The sequence below is a fragment of the Lactobacillus kullabergensis genome (genome assembly GCF_003151025.1).
Classification (GTDB): domain Bacteria; phylum Bacillota; class Bacilli; order Lactobacillales; family Lactobacillaceae; genus Lactobacillus; species Lactobacillus kullabergensis.
Genome location: NZ_CP029477.1, coordinates 1,814,758 through 1,839,276, shown reverse-complemented (window position 1 = coordinate 1,839,276; position 24,519 = coordinate 1,814,758). Strand labels below are relative to the sequence as shown.

Below are 24,519 nucleotides of genomic sequence, written 5' to 3'. Positions count from 1 at the left end.
CATATTAATATAAATTTAGTATATGGCTGAGTTTATTAAAAGTCAAACTAAGCCAGGCTAGACCGAAAAACGTCCTATATTTAATAATATAGAACGTTTTTTGTCAGAATTTATTTAGTTTTTCTTGCGGTTAAGCCAAGCAGCGCCTAAGGCGGTTGCCAAAGCTAAGCTGCCTAAGGCCAGCATGGCGAGGCTGCTGCGTTTCTCAGTGCCAGTTTGTGGCAGGGTGGTGTTACCTTGTGTAACTTTTTGCGGGTCATTAGCAGCTTTATTCAGGTTGCCATTTGTCTCTGCCAATTTAGTTTGCCGCTTAGCTTGATGCCTTTCTTTAAGTCCTTTATTAGCAGTTTGATGATGCTTGACTGCTTTAGACTTTTTCGTTTTATGAGTTGGGATTGGAGTAGGCTCATTCTCAGCAGTAGTCGTATTATCCGCTGGTGTAGGGTTAGTAGTATTGCCAGCACTCTTGCTGTAAACGTAGGTCACGCTTTGCGGACTGTTGTTAAAGAAACCCGTTGCGTTATCCGGTCTGGTCTTTAAAGCGTAGCCGGAAACAGTCTCGGCACCAGTCGTATAGCCATCGCCAATCCGACCTTGAACAACACGGTCAGGAGCAATAGTATTGCCATATTCATCTTGGTAATGAACTGTGACTGCAGGTGCTATAGCAGCAGGACTGGTCACAGTTGTTCCAGTATTAACTGTGTTTGAACCATTATTGTTATCTGATTTGGTATAAATAAGGGTAACGGACTGTGGATCAGCAGCTAAAGCAACTTCTGGCAAATTAGTACTCTTTACGATGTTGTCATTATTAATTTGGTACGAATTAGGGGTATAGCCCTCAATGGATTTGAAAGAAATGGGTACATGATCGCCAACTACGCTAGTAGTGGTATCCTTAGGGAAGTTTTCAGGATTGGTGCCGGGGATTTCAACCAGTTCACCGTTATCAGCTTTATACTTGTAGTAAACGGTCACCGGCTTTGCTTTTACTGGAGTAGGGGGTGTTGTTGAGTTTTTTGTGTAGACCAAAGTAATATCTTGTGGATCGGAGATAAATGCTTTTATATCAGAATTTTTATTTTCTTTGAACTTGTAGCCAGCAAATTCTTTGCTGGTGTCAACAGTTACTGGGTCTGAAATATTGCCAAAGAGATATTCATCAGGAACTAACTGGTTGTCATTTTCATCTTGGCGATGAACAGTAACAGTACCACCAGTATATCTAACGTAAGTGTCATGGTCTCTGTCTCCTTGGTATTTAGTCATGAAATCGGCTGAAGACCAATGATTAGCACCTTTAGTCAGAGAGCCATTGCCTTCTCCCATGTTTACCCAAGTACCTGATTGCTGGAGTGAATTATTTGGTTGATTATCTGGTGTAGTAAACATAAAGTCTTTGCCTAAAGTTAGCTTAGTTAAGCTGGAACAAGCACTGAACATGTCCGTCATTTGGGCATTAGCTGCAACTTTAAAACCGGATAGGTCTACACTAGTTAAAGTTATATCGCCACTGAACATTGAAGAATAGGAAGTGACATTATCAGTGTTGAGACTAGAAAGATCCAATGCAGTCAATTTAAGGCAGTTCGAAAACATTTGTTCCATATTCGTTACTTGCGAAGTATCTAAATTACTTAAGCCCTTTATTGTAGCTAAATTCTTCAGGTTCTTAAAAAGTCCGTTGGCGCTGCCTATAATTGCAATATTCGCATTAAGATCAATTTCCTTAATCTCATCAATATTTATACCCTTAATGGTTTGGCAAATGCTAATATCTCGAGTGTCGAGTGCGTAGCTCTTTTCTTTATTTCCTGAGTTTTCAATTTTATAATTTTTACCTTTTTCACCTAGAGATAAAACGCCATTATTAAAGGTGTAAGGAACACCCTCCCAAGTGTTGTCACTAGTATTATCAGTTTTACTCTTAGAGTAGACTAGAGTGATAGTTTGTGGATCAGATTTAAATGCTGTTATATCAGAATTTTGATTTTCGGTGAAAGTGTAGCCAGCAAATTCTTTGCTGGTATCAACAGATACTGAGTCTGAAATGTTGCCGAAAAGTTTTTCATCAGGAATTTCCTTACCATTTTGATCAACTAGCTGCTTGCCTTCTTCGTCTTGGCGATGAACAGTTACGATGCCACCAGTATACCTAACGTAAGTATCATGGTCTCTGTCACCTTGATATTTAGTTATCAAATCAGCTGAAGACCACTGATTAGTACCCTTGGTCAAAGAACCATTGTCTTGACTCATGTTTACCCAGGTACCTGGCTGTTTAAGTAAATCTTCAGGCTGTTCTCCGTCTAGAGGAAACTTAACCCCTTTGCCTAAAGTTAATTTAGTTAAATTTGTACATGAATCAAACAAGCCATCTAATATAGCATCATCAGTAATTGTAAAACTAGATAAGTTTACACTAGATAGATCAGTATCTGCATAAAACATAGAAGAAAAGAATGTAACTTTGCTAGTATCAAAACTTGAGAGATCTAATGAAACTAATTTTGGACAATTGGCAAACATGTAGCTCATGTCAGTGACATTTGAAGTAATAAGGTTATCTAAACCGTTAATTTGAGTTAATTTAGGAAGAGTATCAAATAATGAATCAGCCGGCCCATTAATTGTTATTTTTCCTAGAATATCTATTTCAGTAATATTATCAGTATTTACAGTACTTATATTATTATTAATGCCAATTTCATTTTCGGCGGTGTTGTCAATTGTATAGGTTTTGCCTTTTTCACCTAGAGATAGAACACCATTATTAAAGGTGTAAGGAACTCCTTCCCAAGTATTGTCACTAGTGTTATCAGTTTTACTCTTAGAATAGACTAGAGTGATAGTTTGTGGATCAGAGATAAAAGCTGTGATAGTAGGATTCTGATTTTCCTTGAAGGTGTAACCGGCAAATTCTTTGCTGGTGTCAACAGTTACTGAGTCTGAAATGTTGCCGAAAAGTTTTTCATCAGGAATTTCCTTACCATCTTGATCAACTAGCTGCTTGCCTTCTTCGTCTTGGCGATGAACAGTAACGATGCCACCAGTATATCTAACGTAAGTGTCGTGGTCTCTATCACCTTGGTAATTGGTCATTAAATCAGCTGAAGACCATTGATTGGTACCCTTGGCCAGAGAGCCATCGCCTTCACCCATGTTTACCCAAGTTCCTGGCAAATTGAGAGAATTGTTGGGTCTACCATTTCTTGTAGTGAATTTAAACCCTTTACCTAAAATTAATTTGGACAAACTGGGAGTATCATCTTCGCTTATTACAAACATTCCCATCGTTGTAGCGTCATTTGCAACAGTAAAACTGGATAGATCTACGCTAGTTAAGCTAGGGTCGCTAGCAAACATTGTATTGAAACTAGTCACATTGGTAGTATCAAAACTGGATAGATCTAAAGAAACTATTTTTGTACAACCGAAAAACATTTTCGTCATGTCTGTGACTTGAGAAGTATTTAAGTTTTTTAACCCTTTAATAGATACTAAATTGCTTAATTTACAAAAGAGACGCTGAGCAGAGCCCAAGATTGCAATAGGAGCATTAATATCAATTTCAGTGATATCATCTACAGTTATGCCGTCAACATTTTGGCTAATACTAATATCCTTATTGTCTGAATTATTTATTGTATAGGTTTTACCTTTTTCGCCAAGTGATAAGACGCCATTATTAAAGGTAAAAGGAACGCCTTCCCAAGTGTTATCGGTTTTACTCTTAGAGTAGACCAAAGTAATATCTTGTGGATCAGAAGTAAATGCTTTTACATCAGAATTTTTGTTTTCTTTGAAGGTGTAACCGGCAATTTCCTTGCTGGTATCAACAGATACTGGGTCTGAAATGTTGCCGAAAAGTTTTTCGTCAGGAATTTGCTTACCATCTTGATCAACTAGCTGCTTGCCTTCTTCGTCTTGGCGATGAACAGTTACGGTGCCGCCGGTATATCTAACATAAGTGTCATGGTCTCTATCACCTTGGTAATTGGTCATTAAATCAGCTGAAGACCATTGATTAGTGCCTTTGGCTGGAGAGCCCTCATCAACCCCCATGTTTACCCAAGTTCCCAAATCAGGCAAAAATGAATCTGGTTTTCCTTTAATTTCTGGAATTTTAAAGCCACTACCCAAGACTAATTTTTTTAAATTTGAACAGAAACGAAACATAATTAGCATTTTAGCGTCATCTGCAATTGTAAAATTGGACAAATTAATACTAGTTAAATTTGTATCATTGACAAAAAGACCAGTATAGTTTGTCACTTTGTCTGTGCTAAAGCTAGATAAATCTAATTCAATCAATTTAGGGCAACTAGCAAACATTTGTTGCATGCTTGTAACTTGAGAAGTATCTAATTTATCTAAGCCATTTATTGAGGTTATATTTTTTAAATTCTTAAAAACTCCATTTGCACTGCCTATAATTGCGATTGAGGCATTAATATCAATTTCAGTGATATCATCTACAGTTATGCCGTTAACATTTTGGCTAATACTAATATCCTTATTGTCTGTATTATTTATTGTATAGGCTTTGTCTTTTTCACCTAGAGATAAGACGCCATTATTGAAGGTAAAAGGAACACCTTCCCAAGTGTTATCGGTTTTACTCGTAGAATAGACTAGAGTGATAGTTTGTGGATCAGAGATAAATGCTTTTATATCAGAATTCTTGTTTTCTTTGAACTTGTAGCCAGCAAATTCTTTGCTGGTATCAATAGTTACCGAGTCTGAAATGTTGCCGAAAAGTTTTTCATCAGGAATTTCCTTACCATCTTGATCAACTAGCTGCTTACCTTCTTCGTCTTGGCGATGAACAGTAACGATGCCTCCAGTATACCTAACATAGGTGTCGTGGTCTCTATCACCTTGGTAATTGGTCATTAAATCAGCTGAAGACCATTGATTAGTACCCTTAGCCAACGAACCATTTCCTTCACCCATGTTTACCCAAGTACCTGGCTGTTCAAGTGAATTGTTTTTAGTATCTTTATAATTTGTAAATTTAAACCCCTTTCCTAAATTCAACTTAGTTAAGTTTGAACAAGAATCAAACATATTAAACGTTAAGGCATTGTCTGTAACTGTAAAATTTGAAAGGTCTACACTAGTTAATGTTGTGTCTCCACTAAACATTGAAGAATATGAAGTGGCTTTGGCAGTATCAAAATTTGAAAGATCCAATGTAGTTAATTTAGGGCAGTCAGCAAACATATAGCTAAAATTTGTTATCTGAGAAGTATTTAAGTTTTTTAATCCTTCAATGGATACTAAATTGTTTAATTTAGAAAAGAGACGCTGAGCAGTCCCCGTGATTGCAATAGGAGCATTAATATCAATCTCTGTAATATCATCTGTAACAACATTATCAATAGCAAAAGGATTTTTTTTATTAATAGTAATTGAATAGTCTTGATTAGTTTCACCAATTGCTAATTTACCATTAAAAAAATTAACTGGTATGCCATTCCAGGTGCTTGAAATCGAAGTATTACCATCGCGAGTAACTTTAGCAGAGTTGAATTGATCAGGTTTTGCTAAATGCTTGTCAGCTTTTTCATTGTTTATAACAACGTCTTGATTAATTTCACTTGCCGTGCCGCTATTGGTACCAGCTTGCCCCTGTCCAGTTTCTGGGGCGCTGCTTGAAGTGCCTGCAGTATTCTCGCTGTCAGCAGTTTGACTGCTGCTGTCTTGGCCAGTATGGCCATCTTCAGCTGTTTCGTCGTCAGTTTCTGAACCAGTTTTACTTTGGTAGGTCAATTTAGTCTTGACTGCTCTTTTCACAGTCTTCTTGGTGGCACGAGTGCCATTCTGATTATCTGCCTTGACCGTCTGGGGCTTGGCATTAATTAAGCCTAAAGCAGCTGCGGCCACGCCGCCGAGCAATATTTTTTCTCCTTGCTTGTTAGTATTCTTATGTGTATTCATATAATTCCTCTTCTAAACTGCATATTAATATAAATTTAGTATATGACTGGGCTAAATCAATGTCAAACCGCATAAAAGAAAAACACTCGTTAAAATTGAAGCGCTTCATAATAGTTAGACATAAATCTAACTATTGGGAGTACTTTTTTAATGACTAAATATACAATTGCTTTGAAAAGTATCTAGCGCACCAAAACCTTTTGACTGGCTTAAGCAAAGCATATTACGCAAAGGCAATTGCCATGGATAATGCACCGAGAAAACTTAACCGCATTGAGATCAATTTACTATTAGAAAAGTGGGAAGTACTGCATGATTACGTATACTGGTTCAATCATATTAGAAGATCAAACAAACTAAAATACACGACTCCGATCAAATATCGAAATCGTGCATTGAGTCTTGCGTAATATTAAAATGTCTAATTTTTTAGTTCCACTTCATATTTTTACTAATGAGTTTATTTAATCTTTTTACGACTAAACCAGGCTGCACTTAATGCGCCAATTAAAGTTAAGCTTCCTAGTGCAAGCATAGCTAAGCTGGAATGCTTATTAGTACCTGTCTGTGGTAAAGCAGCAGTTTTTTGATTTTTAGCAACGCTTGAATTGCCTTGCTTTTTAGGCAAATTGCTGCTTGTTGTTTGCTTAATAGGATTTTTCTTCTTTTCTTTCTTATTTTTTTCCTTCCGATTATTTTCTTTAGGTATTTTAGTAGGGGTATTAGGCTCATTAATATTTGGTGTATTGTTTGTATCTATCTTAGTATAAATATAAGTTACATCTTGCGGGGAAGTGCTAAAGAACCCTGTAGCATTATCTGGTCTCGTCTTTAAGGTATAGCCAGAAATATTTTTAGCTCCAGTAGTATAGCCATCGCCAACATAGCCACTCAGTATCTCATCGGGAGCAATAGTATTACCAAATTCGTCTTTATAGTGAACAGTTACATCTGCTGCTTTAACTTTATTAGTCTCATTATTATTGTTTTGGTTTTTAGTATAAATAAAGTCGACAGTTTGCTCTTTCTCGGAGTAGCCAACAGTTGCTTTATTAGTTCCAGGCTGTGTAGCGCCATTGATGTTAATTTGCTTAATGGTGTAACCAGGTATTGGTTTTGGAATAATGTCTTTCTGATCACCATAAAGTACACCATCAACTTTTTCTGTCATAGGCTTATTATCTTTATCAAGAATAGGCTTTGTGTGGCCTTTATCATCCACATAGTATAAATAATTAACCGTAATAGGGTTACCTGTTGCCCTGTCATAAACGAAATAAACATTTTGTTCCTGATCAGTAAATGTGACTGCGACTTTGTCAGTACTAGATTGTTTATCATTATTGACAAAAATGGAATTGATAGTATAACCATATATATTTCTAGTATTAATAGGGTCGCTGGTTTTACCGTTGTCACCTGCAACTACATAGTCATAGGATTTTCCATCTTTATCTAAAATTGGTTGTCGTTTTCCTTCTTTATCAAGGTATACGTAATGAATTTTTACAGGGTAGCCGTCATAGAATCTGATATAAGTATCGTGATCAGTTTCACCATTATAATTATTCATTAAATCGATGGAAGACCATTTTTTACTCATTTGTGGTTTCTTTTCAGTGCCGTTGCCAACATTAACCCATGTTCCTGGTGTATCAAGACCAACATTAGTATTAGTATCATTTCTGTAAAATTTGCAATTCTTACCCAGTACTAATTTTCTCAGATCAGGTAAATTATTGAGAGCATTCATAATCCCATTAGTTTTTATAGCTTTTGACATATCAAAGCTAGCAATATTCAACGTTGTTAATCTAGTACATCCGCTAAACATATAATCCATATATTTCAGGCTATTAGTATTAAATTTGGATAAGTCTACTTTTTGATTTGCTGGATCTTCAGGATTGTCGGAACTTGGATAACTTACAGAAACTAAGTTTGAGCAACCATAAAACATACCTGTCATATCGGTAACCTGAGAAGTATCAATTTTATCTGGTAAAATTATGCTTTTAAGTTTAGAACAACCCCTAAACATCTCTTTCATGGTAATAGTATCATTCTTATTAATATTTAAACCGATATTTAAGCCACTTAAATCTAAGTTAATTAAATCTTTAGAGTTTTCAAAACAGTTTTCAAACATGTAGGACATATCAGTTACTTTGGAAGCGTCTAATTTATTTATTCCCTCAACTGACCTTAGGCTTGAACAATTGGCAAACATGCCATACATGCTATATACATTAGATGTATTCAGGTTTTCTAACCCAGTAACGGTGGTTAAATTTGGTAAAGTGTCGAACATACTTTGGACTGTACCGTTAATGGTCAAAGGCCCCTCAAAACGTACTTCTCTAACTTGATTTCTATCTACAATAAGAGGGTCAGCAAGAAGATCACGACTCTTTTTTGCTTGTATGATACTAGTAGAACGATCGTTAACAGTATTAATAGTTTGATTGTTACCTTTAACAGTAAATATTCCGAGTCCAGGTTGATAAGTTACATCGACACCAAGCCAAACACCGGTTAATATGGTAGGATTTTCGTTATCTCTTTTGACAGCTTTTCCGAGTTTTTCAGTTTTTGTATTGTCTGTGGTGCTTGGATCGCTGGTATTGCCTGTGATTGCATCTTGACTACTGCCACTTGCTGGATTGCTATTAGCACCAGTTTGTTCCTTTCCAGTTTCTGGGGCGCTGCTTGAAGTGCTTGTGTTAGCTTCGCTGCCGGCAGTTTGACTGCTGTTGTTTTGGACAGTGTGGCCATCATCAGCTGCTTCGCCTTCAGTTTCCGAACCAGTTTCACTTTGATAGTTTAACTTGGTCTTGACTGCTCTTCTCGCAGTCTTTTTAGTGGCTCGAGTGCCATTCTGATTAGCTGCCTTGACCGTCTGGGGTTTGGCATTAATTAAGCCTAAAGCAGCTGCGGCCACGCCGCCGAGCAATATTTTTTCTCCTTGCTTGTTAGCATTCTTATGTGTATTCATATAATTCCTCTTCTAAACTGCATATTAATATAAGCTTAGTATATGGTTGGCTTAGGAAAAAGTCAAATTCATTGTGATGCTTAGCACATTGATAACAAAGAAAAAATAGTGTTCTAATTCATTTATAAATTAGAACACTATTTTTATATTAAATTATACTGATCATCAAAAATAATTAAATTAATCATATACGATGAATGGGATAATGAACCATCCGCCTTCACCGTGAGAGCCTTTATAATTAATTGTCATGTAATGAGTAGCCTGAGGATCTGGACTAATTCCAGTAATATCCCAAGTAACTGATTTGCCATCATCCGAAACTACACCAGCATTTTTCTTCCAATTGCTGAGGTAATATTTAACATAATGATCATGTTGGACATCATCTGTATCGGCCACCCGAATCTTCATTGGTTTACCGTCAATACCAATTAAATTATTATAACGGAATGTATAGAATGGTGTGCTTGATGAAAGGTAGTATCCATTTGAGCTAACATCTTGATAATAAGCCTGTGTTAGGTTTAAGTTTAAATTAGTATCTGAACCTAATGGGGAGAAGTCAGTAATACCATTATAAGAAATAGAAACTCGTGTTAACGAAGGTTTATTTGCTAATGCAGATATATCAGAAATAGAGCATTGTTGGAAGTTGACATAATCTAAGTTCTTTAGTCCCTTTATTGCATTGATGTTGGATAGAGTGCTGTGCAATAATGCATATGCAGGCCCAAAGTGATCAATACTATAGTTAATATTTGGTGCTAAATCAATTGATTCTAGATTAGTAGCGTACTCTAATCCAGTTAGTGATTTAATGCTGATTGCAGCTGCATAATAATTGGCATCATTTTCTGCAAGCTCACTGGTAACGCTTAGGTTCGTTAATTTAGCCAAATCATCTTTGGTAATTTTATCTACGCTATTTGGATTACCATATAAATTATAGGCAACTACTTGCTGTAAGTTCTTGTCAGGCATCCAATCGTCAATAGTATCATTAGATTTGGTTGTTACCTTGTTTTTAACATCGGCAGTTTTTGCTGAGGCTGGTAAAGTTGGCCACAAAGATTTCGATGGAAATGTTTTAGCAGTTTTTGTATTCAAACTTTGCGCAGCCAATGTGCTTCCAGATACGCTGTCAGCTTTAACTGCATGTGGACCAGCAACAACTAATGCAAGTGCAGCAGCAGTAATTCCACTAAATAGCAATTTCTTGCTTTGTTTACTTAATTCTATGTGTTTATTCATAAATTTTACCTCTTAAATTATTAACAAATAACAATTTACACTATCATTGTATATCCATAATATAATAATCGCAATAGGAAACAACTATACTTTAATTAAAAGTGTATATAAAAAGCGCTCCATAAGTACATTTATAGAGCGCTAATTTTTAATGTTTGCTTTTTCTATTGTAATAAATAATAGCTAATCCTAAAATACTGAATAATGATATTAAACCCAGTGCTAACAGCCCTAATTGCCAGCCTTTTATTGCTTTAGCACTAGGTTGGCGAACGTCTTTTTTCTTATTAACTATTGATTGTATCTTACTATTAATATGAGGCTTTTGCTTATGTTTATATTTTTGCAATTTCTCTTCTTTAACGGTGTTTTTGCTACTTAAGATATTTTTAGTATAAATATAGGTTAATTCCTGCGGCTTTTGCTTGAGCGTAATCACAGTTGTATCTAAACCAGTATCAATATGTGAACCGTTAAAGTCTTTAAGTTTAACAGTATATCCTGGTAGTTTCAATGCCGGAGCAGTTTGCTGATCATTAACAAAGCCACTTAAAATTTCATCTGGCGCAACTTTTTTACTAGCAGTATCTTGATAATGAACAATCACATTTGAAACTTTTTCCCTATTATAATAGAAGGTAATTGCTTGGGGCTGATTGTTAAGTACAATAGGCACGCTTCCCGGATGGTGTGAAATACCATTATGGTCAATTTGATAACGAATCAGTGTATAACCGGAAATGTCCTGCGGCTGAATTATTTTTTGTTCACTGAAGACACCGCTAATTGTGCTTTCAGGAGCGATTGGTTTACCCGTTTGATCTTGATAATGGATGGTGATATCTGCTGCCTTGTTACGAGTATAAATTAAAGAAATTTCCTGTGGTTGAGCGGTAATAGTAGCTGTGACAGAGTCCTGGCTAATTGGCGTCGTAGTGCCATCAGCTGATTTAGCGCTGATTGAATAACCAGTAAATGTTGGAATAGTAATAGTGCTGCTGGTATTAACGTCACCATATAGTTTCTGCTGACAGGCAATGGTATTATCCGCGTCATCTTTAAAGTGAATTGTAATAGGCTGCCCGCTGACAATTCTAAACGGAATAATGTACCAGCCTGAAATTATTGGCTCTTGCGCTGAATTATTACTATGGAACTTAACGGTCATTGCTGCGCTATCACCTGGCTGCAGTTTCGAAAGGTCCCAAGTTACAGTCTGTTTACCATTGACTTGACCAACATGATCACTCCAGTTGCTGGAATATTGCTTGACTAAATGTTTGGCATTAAGCTGCTTACCAGTTTCAATCTTAAGTGCCATGTTTTTGCCATTAAAATCAAGCAGCTGGTAAGGGCCCGACGTATAAGAAATAGTTCCTGCAGTTAAGTGAACTGGCTCTGCCAAAATTATCTGTTTTCTTAGCTTTAGGCTGCCACTTTCAATTAATTGCTTATTCGATTTTAATGGTGAAAAATCAGTAATTGCATTATATGAAAGATTTAGCTGAACCAATTGTGGCTTATTCGCCAGGGCAGATATATCATGCAGGTTGCACATTTCCAAATTAATATTGGTTAATTTATGCAAATTTTGCAAAGCAGAAATATCCTCTAAAGTTGAATTAAGAACAGCTCGGTGGCACCAATCATTGTTTAGCTGACAGTCAGGAGCCAGATTTATTTTGACCAGATTAGTTGCATATTCTAATCCAGTGAGTGATTTAAGTCGCAAACGCAAGCGATATTCGGCAGGAAAAATAGCATATTTCCGTTTGCCATGAACGACAGGCATTTCGCTAGGTGCGATTAAGCTAAGTTCTGTCAGATTGGCAAGACTTTCTTTGGTAATTTGTTTAATTGGTTGACCTAAATTAACGGACACGATTTTTTGTAAAACTTTATCTGGCATCCAACTGTCGAGTGTGTTGGAATTTGCAACAGAATTTTGCAGTTTAAATGCAGGCTCAATTGTATCATTCAAGTCGCTTGATTCTCGGGTTTCAGTCGTCATTTAGTCACCATCTTCTTTACTAATCCAAATAGCAGTATATTTGATGCTAAGAGCGCTTACTTAGAACTAACAATAGCAATTGTAATGCTTAAATGAAATTCCTTTTTAAAATTTAACTATCTATTTTGTATGTAAAAGTAACCGCAGTCAAATATTATTCTCATGATATTGTATTACCCTCAGTATAGCATGGATTAATAAAGATGACTATTTCGAAATTGGTAATTTTACTACCAGTATATAGTTAAACTTGTAATCGCTATTTCAAAAACCAGATGTGAATAAGTCTCCAGCATATAGCGAGGACAAAAACAACATTAAAGATAATAATTACTATTCTGATGAAAGTCATATTTTGATAAAATTTTGGTTTAGCATTTGCGCGGACTTGCACAGTCTTGTTAATTGCCTTGTGCTGTTTACTGTCTTTCAAAGATACTTGATGTTCTTTTTTACTATGCTTTGGCTTAGCAGTCAATTCGCTAAGAGCTAAATTATGCTTAGTAGCCTTCATTTTGCTGATCAAGTCGCCCTGTGCAACTGTACGGTGTTGACCGTAACCGTATTTGGAAGTGTTAAAGTCTGAACATGTAATTAGTGTAATCATACTCTTATCCTGCACATTGTTTTCAACTTCAACTTGAGTTGGTTTGATGGCAAAAGACATCCTTTTTATTTTATATACATAAATATGATGCAAATCTGTGACATAGATGAGGTCACCAGGGTGTGCCAGATGTAAATTATCCAAAACTGCAGGACCATAAGACCCCATATAGTGTCCTGCAAGCACATAATTATTAGCACCGCCCATGACGCGGTCCGGCAGACAGGTAACGACACCGTATTCTAAGTTTTGGTTTTGATCGCCATAACCAGCAAAAAGGGGGTTATGAATATTAACAGCAGGAATAGCAATGCGGCCAATAGCGTATGCCTTGATTTGCTTGGCTCTAAGGACGCTGGCTGCACTAACTGATTTGGTTTTGCTGGCATCATAACTTGTTTTGCGTTTTTTATTTCTATCTGCTCTTTTTTGTGTTAAAGTGGTATTTGCTTTTTCCGCATTTTGCTGCACTACATAGGAGTTGCCAAAACCGGAGCCGAAAAAGATCAAGGTTACGCCCAGATAGAACAGGGCACCTAAAAGTAACACTCGAATAGTGGACCATATTTGTGTTTTTAAAGATTTTGCTTTCTTTTTATTTGCCATTTGATTCTTTTCCTTTAAACTGCTATTAGGCTTCTGCTACTATTTAAGTATAAATCGGTTTAAAGCACAATTATTTGTCTTGAATTAAACACTTAAAAAAAATAATCAAATAAGTATTGAAATCGCTTTAATACTGATTTATAATATCAGCTGTATGTAGACGTGTTACTGATTTGATCAGGCATTACCTATGAACAATACTTTTTTGGTACTGTTTGTAGGTTTTTTTATTGGAAAGGAAGTAGTTGAAGTGAAATTTGTTAAAAATTTTAACAACAACGCTGCCTTGGTGTCTGATAAAGCTGGAGTAGATTGGGTGGTGATTGGCAACGGGATTGGCTTTGGCAAAAAAGTTGGCGATCCCATTGATGAGAACAAAATTTCACGCCGTTTCGTTGCTGTTGAAAAGAACATTAAGATGATTGACAGCGTAAGAGATATTGATCAGCGGACCTTGACGTTAACGACTGAAGTGATTAATTTGGCAAGCCAAAAATTACAGATCACTTTTTCTGATTATGAGTTTTTGGTGTTAGCTGATCACATTGATTTTATGTTAACCCGTGCTACAGGAAATATTGAATTAGGTCAAGATACTCTTAGCTGGGAAATGAAAAAAATATTTCCTAAGGAATATGGCACGGCTCAAGAAGCCTTAAGGTTAATGAAGGAAAAAACTAAGCTTGACTTTCCTCAAAGTGAGGCAGCTTATCTGACATATCACTTCATTAATGCGGGTTCTGGTCAAACAAAGCTGCAGGATACAATTAAAATTACTAAACTGATTAAGGGAGTAATTGATATTATCCAGTATCAATACGGAATGCAGCTGGATACTGAATCGTTTAACTTCAACAGGTTCATGACTCATTTACGTGCTTTTATGGTAAGGCATATGTGTGGTGAAAGCGACCAGGATTCTGGCAGTGAGCTTGATCATTCCTTAATTGAATTAATGAAAGTCAAGTACAAGAAGGCTTATGATACTGTCCAAAAAATCGGCACGTACTTATACAAGCAGGCAGGCTGGCAATTGCAGCCTGACGATCAGGTATATTTAACTCTTCATGTCTGGCGGGTAACGCATAGACAAAAAGATGCTCAATCGCAGAAGAATTAAATTTACTATATTTTAATAATTTATAAGTTTAAACGGTGTGTTACTGTTTACAGGCATTAACCCGAGAACTTCAGGTGAAATCTCGCAATAAATTAGTGAGGTGCTTTCTTGAGGTCCTCGGGTTTTGATATTTAGGAGGAAAAAATGGCTTACGAAGACTTAAGTCGTGAAATTATCGCTGATGTTGGCGGTAAAGATAACGTGATCAGTGTTGTTCACTGTACTACGCGCTTGCGTTTTAAATTAAAAGATATGAAAAAGGCTAACGATGACAAATTAAAGGCCACCGATGGCGTAATTTCTGTTGTAAAATCCGGTGGGCAATACCAAGTTGTGATTGGTAATAATGTCGCTGATGTCTATGACACGCTGGTTAAAGTAGGCGGCTTTTCTGGTGGCGGCAGCGTGCCCGATGATTATGAAGATACCAGCAACATGAGTTTAGCAGATAAGTTTATTGATTTAATCTCTGGCATTTTCAATCCGATTTTAGGGCCAATGTGTGCTGCCGGTATGATCAAGGGCTTTAATGCCATGTTTCTGGCTTTTGGCTGGGAAGCACAAAATTCTGGTACTTACATTATTTTGAATGCCATTGGTGACAGTTTATTCTACTTCCTGCCAGTTATTTTAGGAATTTCAGCAGCTAAAAAGTTCGGCATGAACGGCTATCTAGGTGCAACAATTGGTGCTGCGCTTTGCTATCCTTCAATTGTCGCGATGGCTAGCAGTAAAACCACTCTGTTTACCGTATTTAAAGGCACTATTCTTCAAGCACCAATTCACATGACTTTTTTAGGAATTCCGGTAATTTCGATGAATTATACTTCATCAGTTATTCCGATTATCCTGTCAATTTGGTTTGCTTCTAAAGTGCAAAAATTGGCTAAAAAGATTATTCCTGATGTTGTCAAAACTTTCTTAGTGCCATTTATGGTTTTACTAATTACTATTCCTGTTACCTTTATTGTCATTGGTCCTGTTGCTACTTGGCTTGGTAATGCTATTGCAGCAGCTGTTAGTGGAGTTTACAACTTTAGTCCTGTTATAGCCGGCATTTTAATGGGCGCATTCTGGCAAGTATTTGTTATCTTTGGCGTTCACTGGGGTTTTGTGGCTGTCATGATGACCAATATTGCTGCTTTAGGTTATGATCCAATCTTAGGCTTATCTTTAGCAGCTTCATTTGCTCAAACGGGTGTCGTTTTAGCAATTATTTTCCAAACTAAAGATGAAAAAACCCGTAGTATTGCGATTCCAGCCTTTGTTTCTGGTATTTTCGGGGTTACTGAGCCAGCTATTTATGGTGTCACCCTCGAAAGAAAGAAGCCGTTTATTTTAAGTTGTATTGCCTCTGCAATTGGTGCCGGCATCATTGGCTTTTTCCAAGTAAAAGTATTCCAAATGGCCGGAATGGGAATCTTCTCAATTCCAGATGCAATTGGTAAAAACGGCTTTGATACTGGTGTTTATGGCTTAATTTTAGCAATGGTTATAGCAACAATTTTAGGCTTTGCTTTCCAAATGCTATTTGGTAAAAATAGCGTTGACGCACCGATAACTGAACAAGCTGCTTTAGCGACAGCTACAAATGCAGGTACAGATGATGCCGCAACAAACAATTCTGCAAGTTCCGCAAATGTAAAACCAGAAGTTTCATATAATAAAGAAGAAAAATTAGTAGCTCCCTTAAACGGACAGGTTGTGCCATTAAGCGAGGTTAAAGATGAAGTCTTTTCCAGTGGTTCAATGGGCAAAGGCGTTGCGATTGAACCACAAGAAGGCAAAGTTTGTTCACCTCTTGATGGTGAAGTGGTAATGGTTTTCCCTACCGGTCACGCAATTGGTCTTAAATCGACTAGTGGCGCCGAAGTAATGATTCATATTGGTATGGATACTGTTGAGCTTGATGGCAAAGGCTTTACTACTTTAGTTAAAAAAGGCCAGAGTATCAAAAAGGGCGAATCTCTTATTAAATTTGACCTTGAGGCTATTAAAAAAGCTGGCTTTGAAACTACTACACCAGTAATTGTTACTAATTCTAATAGTTACCATGAAGTTAATGCAGTTGCGAATGGTACAATAACTATCGGGGATCCATTATTAGACCTGAAATAACGAAAGGAGATAACAATGACTACAAATAATTTTCCTAAAGGATTTTTATGGGGCGGCGCTACTGCCGCCAACCAATTAGAGGGTGCTTACCAAGAGGGAGGTAAGGGCTTATCTTTGCCAGATGTTATGCCTGGCGGTAAAGACCGAATGAAAATCATTGCTTCACCTGATTTTGATTTTAAGATTAAGCCAGATTATGTTTATCCTAATCATATTGGCATTGATCACTATCATCATTATAAAGAAGACATTGCACTTTTTGCCGAAATGGGCTTTAAGTGCTACCGCTTTTCAATTGCCTGGTCCAGAATTTTTCCTAATGGGGATGAAGAAACTCCTAACGAAGAGGGACTTAAGTTTTATGACTCACTAATTGATGAATGTTTAAAGCATGATATTGAGCCTGTAATTACTATTTCTCACTATGAATTACCTCTTCATTTAATTACAGAATATGGCAGCTGGAAGAACAAGAAGCTGATTGACTTCTACGAGCGTTTTGCCCGCACTGTTTTAACCCGCTACCAAGACAAGGTTAAATATTGGATGACTTTCAACGAAATTAACAGTGCCGCTCACTTTCCAATTATGAGTCAAGGCTTAACGACAAGTAATGGCGCAGACGATAAGAAAAATATTTACCAGTCATGGCATAACCAATTTGTTGCTAGTGCAAAAGCTGTTAAAATTGGTCATGAACTTAATCCTGATATGAAAATTGGCTGCATGATTTTATACGCTACCACTTACAGCTATGACTCAAATCCTAAGAACCAGTTGGCTACCCTGCAAGATAATCAGGCTAATAACTTTTTCTGTGCTGATGTTCAAGTCAGAGGACATTATCCTGCCTATACTAAGAGTTTATTAGCTCGTCAAGGCGTGCAATTATCTGACATTGATTACACAGATGGTGAATTGGCATTGCTAGCTCAATACCCAGTTGACTATATTGGTTTTAGCTACTACATGTCATCTGTAGTTGATGTTACTCATGAAAACCAAGAAACTGCTGACGGCAATATGATAGGCGGCGTTAAGAACCCATTTTTAAAGAGCAGTGACTGGGGCTGGCAAATTGATCCGACTGGATTAAGAATTGCATTAAACCAATTGTCCGATCGCTACCAAAAACCTGTTTTTGTTGTTGAAAACGGTCTGGGTGCAGTAGACAAACCTGACGAAAATCATTATGTGGCTGATGATTACCGAATTGATTACTTGCGTGAACATATCGAAGCTATTTCCCAGGCAATAGACGATGGCGTTGATGTTATGGGTTATACTCCTTGGGGTTGTATTGATTTGGTCAGTGCCTCAACTGGTGAAATGTCCAAGCGCTACGGTTTTATCTATGTTGATGAAGATGATGAAGGCCACGGAACCTTTAAGCGCTACAAGAAAAAGTCTTTTGACTGGTACAAGAAGGTTATTTCCACTAACGGTGCTGATTTAGCGTAAATCTTGGCAAAGATAAGACTCGGCTCATGTGAGCAAAATAAACAAGAAAAAGCGTGCTATTAAGCACGCTTTTTGCTATGTCAATTTCTATTGCAATTTTTTCAAAACATTGATTGCTATAAACTAATTAGTCATAGTTAGGCTGCATAGATTATATAAATCACCTTTTTGCTTCATTAATTCTTCATAAGAACCTTCTTCAGTAATAGTGCCGTCTTTCATAAAAATTATCGCATCATATTTTTGTAATAAGTTGGGATTCAATTTATGTGTTACCACAATTGATGTTAAATCCTTTATTTCTAAAATGGCATTTTCAATTGCAGTAGTATTTTTTTGATCTAAAGATGACGTTGCTTCATCCATTAATAAAATAGGTGTTTTTCTAATTAATGCTCGCGCTATAGAAATTCTCTGCTTTTGGCCACCAGATAAAGCTTTGCCATTTTCGCCAACATTCAGATCAACGCCCTTAGAATTGCCGTCTACTAGCTTTCTTAAACCAGCCTTATTTATAGCATAATTCAGTTCTTTATCTGTAAAAGATTTCCCTAGCATTATATTATACGCAAGAGAATTATCAAAAATATAGACGTCCTGTTGGACAATATTTATTAGTTTATAAAGCGATGACAAATTAATGTTATTGATATTTACGTTATCTATACTGATGTTGCCATCCTTAGTCAATTTGTAATATCTCATTAGTAACTTTAATAATGTTGTCTTACCGTTGCCCGACATACCTACAAGCGCGTATTTTTTGCCTTTTTCTATTTGTAAATTGATGTGTGAAAGTACCCTCTTTCCCGTTTCACCATGCTGGGGATAGGAAAAACTAACGTTGGTCAATTTGATCTCATTTTCAAATCTGTTCAATTTCAAATAGTTGCTGTTATCTTTTACCGGATTATGCACTTTCTCCAGCAACTGATTCAAAGTTTTGCTGGCGGCTAAGCCAGCCTTTTTGTTATTCATTTCCAAGCCCAATTTGCTCAGTGGCATTACAATAAAATTAACTAATTGCACAATTGCTGTAACTCCACCAATACTGGTGTTTCCATTAATTACCATAAACATACCGAGTCCGTATGCAACCAGAAAAACTAAATAGCCAGAGAAATTCGAAATTGATACCGAAATATTATTAAGTTCTGACAGAGAAAACTCGCTATCAGCCCGTTTATCGTTACCGTTCTGAAATTCTTTGCTAATTTGCTTTTCAATATTAAAGCTTTTAATTACTAAAAAGCCTGAAAATGCGTCTTTTACCTTGGAGACATAGGCATTTTGTTGCGTCAAAGCCAGATTCTGTTTTGCCTGCATTTTCCCACCCAACAAACTCATAACAATAATTGGCACTAAACTTACTATTAGCACTGCTATTGACAGCTGCCAGTTAATCATAAACATCCCTATAATCGAGAAAAGCAATAATGACGAGTTAGACACAATACTAAAGAAAGATTTGATATATTTTTCCTCAATTGTCGAGACAGTATTGGTCATTGTTGCTAAAAAATCTCCGGTACTATTGTTGCTGAATTCATTTAGGTCACTTGCAATAATTTCATTAAAAATATGCATGCGATATTTTTTACTAAAATTATTAACAAACCTATTTTGGGTTAGTTCACTGGTAAAAACAGCAGCTGCCAAAAATATACATACTAATAAACAAACAAATATTGCATTTTTTAATTCATAAACATTCCTGGCAATCCCTGAGTCAATTAATCTTTTTAACACCAAAGCAAGCAGTAAGTTTACAAGGGGATAAACTATTCCCGAAAAAAAGAGCGCAAGATAATAATTTAACTTATCATATTTTTTATACTTTTCCATTAATATAAACATCCTTTCTATTCTAAAAAACGTAAGTAAAAGTATTTAATTATTTTAAATTCTTCTACGTCTTCTCACTATACGCTAAACATTTTATAATCTAAAGAACTATTTTAAAATAAAGTTATATTTTTTAAAATTATAAAATAATAGTTATTTTGATAGTTCTGCGTGAAAAATTATAGAAAGTTTTTTTAAAGATAGGCAGGTCAAGTTAGTATTAATTTGAAGGATATTAAGCATAGAAAAAAGTATTTCATTATAAATACAGAAAAAAATAGTTTTTACGAATCACAAAGGATTGTTTATATTTTGTCTTAATGAGAACATCTAATCTGGAGTATTTAAATAGATACAGGAGGAAAATAATGAAAGGAAAAATTTATGCTAAGGCGCAACAGGTTGGCAAGACATTCATGTTGCCAATTTCGTTGCTTCCGATAGCGGGATTATTTCTAGGATTGGGTGCTTCTTTTACCGGTCCGACTTTTATAAAGTTGTATCACTTGGAGAGCATTTTATCGCCAGGGATGCCGTTAAACAGGTTTTTAAGCATTTTAAATGACTGTGGCTCTGTAGTCTTTGACAATCTAGGCTTGCTATTTGCTGTCTCTATAGCGTTGGGAATGGCAAAAAGTGAAAAAGGGGTCGCTGCGCTTTCTGCGGTTGTAGGCTACTTTTTAATGTACGCTTCCTTAACCAGTTCAATTAAAAATCTCAGAAATTTAAATCAGCTCAAACAAGTTAATGGCTTAATTACAAATGTGTTGGGTTTTAACAACACAATGAACCTGGGAGTATTCGGGGGAATTATTATTGGGTTGATAGTCGTATGGCTACACAATAAGTACTACAATATTAAACTGCCAGATGTAATTTCATTTTTTGGCGGGACTCACTTTCCGCCAATAGCCGCCGCGGTTTCTGGCGTAATATTAGGAATTTTGCTTTCATATATTTGGCCTTATTTTGCTGCTGGAATTTCTGCTTTGGGCTTCTTTATTGCTAAATCAGGGGTAGTTGGTTCCTTTCTATACGGATTAATCTACAGAATGTTGATACCCTTTGGTTTACACCACATTTTCTACTTGCCATTTTGGCAAACAGCGGTAGGTGGAACGGCTGTTGTTGCTGGTCATACCGTGCAAGGTGCCCAAAATATTGTCTTTGCACAATTAGCTGCCGGCGGGAAAATTTCGTATGAAGCTGCCAGATTCTTTTCATTTCAGTTCCCAGAAATGATTTTTGGCTTGCCAGCTGCTGCCCTTGCAATGTACTCTGTAGCTCGTAAAGATAAAAGGAGTGAAATTAAAGGACTTTTAGTATCCTCTGCGGTAACTTCCATTTTAACTGGAATTACCGAACCACTTGAATTTACTATTTTATTTGCTTCACCATTTTTGTATTTTGGCGTTCACTGTGTACTTTTTGCTTTTTCTGCAGTCTTTGTAACATTGCTAAAAGTAGGAGTAGGCTTTACCTTTTCCGGTGGCTTAATAGACTTTATTCTTTATGGTGTGTTACCCGGAAATGCCAGAACTAATTGGGTTCCAATCATCTTCTTAGGTATTGCTTATTTCGTTGTTTACTATTTCTTGTTTAGATTTGTAATTACTAAGTTCGATCTCAATACGCCTGGTCGTAAAGATGATACTACTTTAAAAACCAAGAAAGATTATGTTGATAATAAGAAATTTACTGCTCTAACTAAAGATGAGCAAGTAGCTTATGAAATAGTAGCAGCTCTAGGCGGAACTGATAATTTAGTGAATGTTGACAACTGTGCCACAAGGCTGCGGGTGACAGTTAAAGACGGCAATTTAGTAGATAAAGAAACCTTAACCTCAACGGGAGCAGCCGGAACAGTAGTTAACGGTGCGTCTGTCCAGGTAATTTATGGCACTACTGTCGGCAACATTAAAACAAATGTAATGGATCTGATTAATAGCGGCAAAGCACCAAAAACTGTTGCAAATTCTGTTAAGCCAGCAAATAGTTCGAAGTTAGATTCAGAGGATAAAAAAGTTCAAAAGTCAGTTGAAACGGGTCCGAGTCAAAAAATTGCATTGTTTGCACCTGCTGATGGACAGCTGGAATCATTGCAAACCTTAAATGATGGGGTCTTTTCCAAAGAGATGGTAGGTAAAGGCTTTGCGATCTTACCAGAAAATGACAATATTTATGCTCCAGTTAATGGCACTATAACAACAATTTTTCCGACTAAACATGCAATTGGCATAAAAGATGAAAATGGCATTGAGTATCTTTTGCATATGGGATTAGATACTGTTGAACTTAAGGGCAAAGGCTTTAAGATTCTTTGCTCTGAAAAAGAACAAGTCCATCAGGGTGACAAGCTGGCAGAGATGCATATAACAGAAATTAAATCTGCTGGAAAGGCAACTGATGTTATCTTTGTAGCTACTCTGTCTGACCGATTATTAGATGTCAAAATTGCTGATAATGATAGAGTTACTGCTAATGATCAAGTAGCCGAGTTGTTGGTTAAAAAATAAACAGCTATAATGCCAGATTTCTATGTTAGAACATATTGCTTCAGCCAATTGCTGCAAGTAAAAAAGCCAAGCTTTTCGTTTAGAAAGCCTGGTTTTTTTTTACTCAAAAATTAAATTGATGGCAAATTTGAAATAGGGTTTAGTTGCCAATTTGCTTACGCTATATTTATTCACATTTTATTTTTACTGTCATAGATTCAACAAAAAATCGACTTTTTGTGGACAATACAATTGTGCATTGTCTACTTATGCAGAATCGTCTACTAACATTTTTTGCATATTTCAACAAAAAATTAAACAAGCTGTGCCTTTTTATCTATGATGCCACTATAGTGATGCCCACTTACCATTGTGAAAATGATTAAATAAATTTTTATTCTCTTTAAGCAGCCAAACTATCTGTTGTCTATCATAAACAGCTATTCCATGATTATTAAGTATAGTGACAATTTCTATTAAATCTTTTGCTTGAATATTTCCTAATTCTAATTGAATAACTTTTTTATTCACAGTCAAATTTAGTTTAAAAAAGTATGGGTTAAAATCAAGTGGACTGATTCGAACTTTTTTACGATATGTAATTTCAGCATTAGTGATATTCTCGAATAAATATGATTTTGTATATATTTTTTTGATATGTAACAGCTGCATAAGTTTCATTGCATCATTTGAACTATAACTCACTACAGTAATTCCATTTTTATCGATCAGCCAATATCCACTAAAACATGTTGGTAAAGTAATAAAAATTCCTGCCAAAATTGTGAATCCCAGTACCCACCATGGTTGATAGCCAAATCCAGTCATAAATAATGACACTAAAATGACTAAAATTATTCCTGTGATTACATGCAGAATGTTTACTTTATGTCCAACAGTCACACTTTTATTGGAGTTAGTAAAACCTGAATTATTTGAAGGATAGAGTTGTTGTCCTTCAATCATTTCTTCGTTTGACTTCATGATATTTACACTTTCACAACTTAGCAGTAACTGCTTTATTTTCATTTAATTATACTACGTCTTAGCTTTAGAAAACGTTTTTCTTGGCAGCAACGGAAAATTTTTGCTTTTTGTTGATCCCTAGACTATAGGAGTGTCTTAATCAAATTGATAATAAAAAGCTGGTTACCAGTGAATGCTGGAACCGGCTTCTATTTATACTAAATTGCCACCGGTCTTTTCTTGCACAATTTTTTGCAACTGCTTACTATATTCAGTCATGCCGATTAAGGCAAACTCTTCTATTTGCCTTGCGCAATTATCCAGATAAACCTGTTGGGGATCAAAATGATAGTCAATAATGTTTTCCAAAAATAATAGAGTCATCTTATTAAAGCAGGTTAGTGGCTGGGTGTGAATCTCATAGGATTTTTCCACCAACTGCTTTGCTTCCTGGTACTTGTCTTTTTCCAGACACATAATAATCATATTGATTAATATTCCCAACACTATAAATTGTATATTGTCATTATCGCTATCTTTAAATTGTTGAAAAATTTTATTAGTAATGATCATATCACTGGCAAAATCATAAAAAACCATGCAGTTCAGGAAAATTTTGATAGTTTTCCAGTCAAAATTCTCTTCATTAAAGAATTTATTTTTTAGTTGCTGGATTTCCGCAGCGCTCAATTTCTCTTTAGTACCATCTATAATAGCCAGGATCGAGTTCACACGTAGCGTTAACTCATTTTTACTAGCAAGCTGGCTACCTGCGATAGTCTGTTTGATTTCTTTTAGGCGCTTAATATCAAAATTATAATAAGCGTCTGTCATTTGGGCAACAATCTTCTTTTTGAGATTATCTTCACTTTCAGCCTGGTAATCAAGTTGCTTAAAAAAAGTAGCAATTTTCACGTGATTTTGCCGTAATAGTTCAATTAGGTCTGCCGCTGAAATACGGGTCAGATCTTTTTCTACTTTAGAATAAAAAGAGGGGCTGATAACGTCGCCAATCCATGCGCGTTGAGTTTTGCCAGCTTCTAAACGGTATTGTCTAAGTAATGCACCGATAGTCATAATTTAACCTCATTAAAT

The 24,519-nt window shown here is 36.1% G+C and carries 12 protein-coding genes and 1 pseudogene; 5 read left to right on the top strand and 8 right to left on the bottom strand.

Going from position 1 to position 24,519, the window contains the following annotated elements:
• Positions 1 to 114 precede the first annotated feature (114 nt).
• Positions 115 to 5,946: a BspA family leucine-rich repeat surface protein gene (locus DKL58_RS08675; protein ID WP_109586839.1), complete on the bottom strand. Its 5,832-nt coding sequence runs from the start codon at positions 5,944 to 5,946 to the stop codon at positions 115 to 117.
• Between the two features lie 214 nt (positions 5,947 to 6,160).
• On the opposite strand from DKL58_RS08675, the pseudogene DKL58_RS08670 reads away from it, so the two are divergent.
• Positions 6,161 to 6,356 (top strand): annotated as a pseudogene (locus DKL58_RS08670) (IS3 family transposase); the annotation flags it as partial.
• Between the two features lie 50 nt (positions 6,357 to 6,406).
• Here the strand turns inward: DKL58_RS08670 and DKL58_RS08665 are convergent.
• The 4 genes from DKL58_RS08665 to DKL58_RS08650 all read right to left on the bottom strand — a co-directional run bounded on the left by DKL58_RS08665 (position 6,407) and on the right by DKL58_RS08650 (position 13,419).
• Positions 6,407 to 8,941 (bottom strand): MucBP domain-containing protein, encoded by a 2,535-nt coding sequence (locus DKL58_RS08665; RefSeq protein WP_109586838.1) that lies wholly within the window; start codon positions 8,939 to 8,941, stop codon positions 6,407 to 6,409.
• A gap of 180 nt (positions 8,942 to 9,121) precedes the next feature.
• Positions 9,122 to 10,195, bottom strand: coding sequence for a leucine-rich repeat domain-containing protein (locus DKL58_RS08660; RefSeq protein ID WP_109586837.1), 1,074 nt, complete (start codon positions 10,193 to 10,195; stop codon positions 9,122 to 9,124).
• A gap of 148 nt (positions 10,196 to 10,343) precedes the next feature.
• Positions 10,344 to 12,206 (bottom strand): MucBP domain-containing protein, encoded by a 1,863-nt coding sequence (locus DKL58_RS08655; RefSeq protein ID WP_109586836.1) that lies wholly within the window; start codon positions 12,204 to 12,206, stop codon positions 10,344 to 10,346.
• Positions 12,207 to 12,465: 259 nt separating this feature from the next.
• Complete coding sequence (locus tag DKL58_RS08650; RefSeq protein WP_109586835.1) at positions 12,466 to 13,419, bottom strand: class A sortase; 954 nt, start codon at positions 13,417 to 13,419, stop codon at positions 12,466 to 12,468.
• Between the two features lie 250 nt (positions 13,420 to 13,669).
• On the opposite strand from DKL58_RS08650, the gene DKL58_RS08645 reads away from it, so the two are divergent.
• The 3 genes from DKL58_RS08645 (at position 13,670) to DKL58_RS08635 (ending at position 18,118) form a co-directional block, all read left to right on the top strand.
• Positions 13,670 to 14,539 (top strand): PRD domain-containing protein, encoded by an 870-nt coding sequence (locus DKL58_RS08645; protein ID WP_109587031.1) that lies wholly within the window; start codon positions 13,670 to 13,672, stop codon positions 14,537 to 14,539.
• 144 nt (positions 14,540 to 14,683) lie between these two features.
• Positions 14,684 to 16,657 (top strand): beta-glucoside-specific PTS transporter subunit IIABC, encoded by a 1,974-nt coding sequence (locus DKL58_RS08640; protein ID WP_109586834.1) that lies wholly within the window; start codon positions 14,684 to 14,686, stop codon positions 16,655 to 16,657.
• Positions 16,658 to 16,672: 15 nt separating this feature from the next.
• Positions 16,673 to 18,118, top strand: a complete 1,446-nt coding sequence (locus tag DKL58_RS08635) for a glycoside hydrolase family 1 protein (RefSeq protein ID WP_109586833.1) — start codon at positions 16,673 to 16,675, stop codon at positions 18,116 to 18,118.
• 123 nt (positions 18,119 to 18,241) lie between these two features.
• Here DKL58_RS08635 and DKL58_RS08630 read toward each other — a convergent pair whose 3' ends face one another.
• Positions 18,242 to 19,963: an ABC transporter ATP-binding protein gene (locus DKL58_RS08630; RefSeq protein WP_162542352.1), complete on the bottom strand. Its 1,722-nt coding sequence runs from the start codon at positions 19,961 to 19,963 to the stop codon at positions 18,242 to 18,244.
• 368 nt (positions 19,964 to 20,331) lie between these two features.
• On the opposite strand from DKL58_RS08630, the gene DKL58_RS08625 reads away from it, so the two are divergent.
• Entirely contained in the window at positions 20,332 to 22,479 is a 2,148-nt protein-coding gene (locus DKL58_RS08625) for a PTS sugar transporter subunit IIABC (RefSeq protein WP_109586831.1), read from the top strand.
• Positions 22,480 to 22,806: 327 nt separating this feature from the next.
• Here the strand turns inward: DKL58_RS08625 and DKL58_RS08620 are convergent, their stop codons facing one another.
• Entirely contained in the window at positions 22,807 to 23,442 is a 636-nt protein-coding gene (locus tag DKL58_RS08620) for a hypothetical protein (protein ID WP_109586830.1), read from the bottom strand.
• Between the two features lie 195 nt (positions 23,443 to 23,637).
• Positions 23,638 to 24,501, bottom strand: a complete 864-nt coding sequence (locus DKL58_RS08615) for a helix-turn-helix domain-containing protein (RefSeq protein ID WP_109586829.1) — start codon at positions 24,499 to 24,501, stop codon at positions 23,638 to 23,640.
• Positions 24,502 to 24,519: the final 18 nt, after the last annotated feature.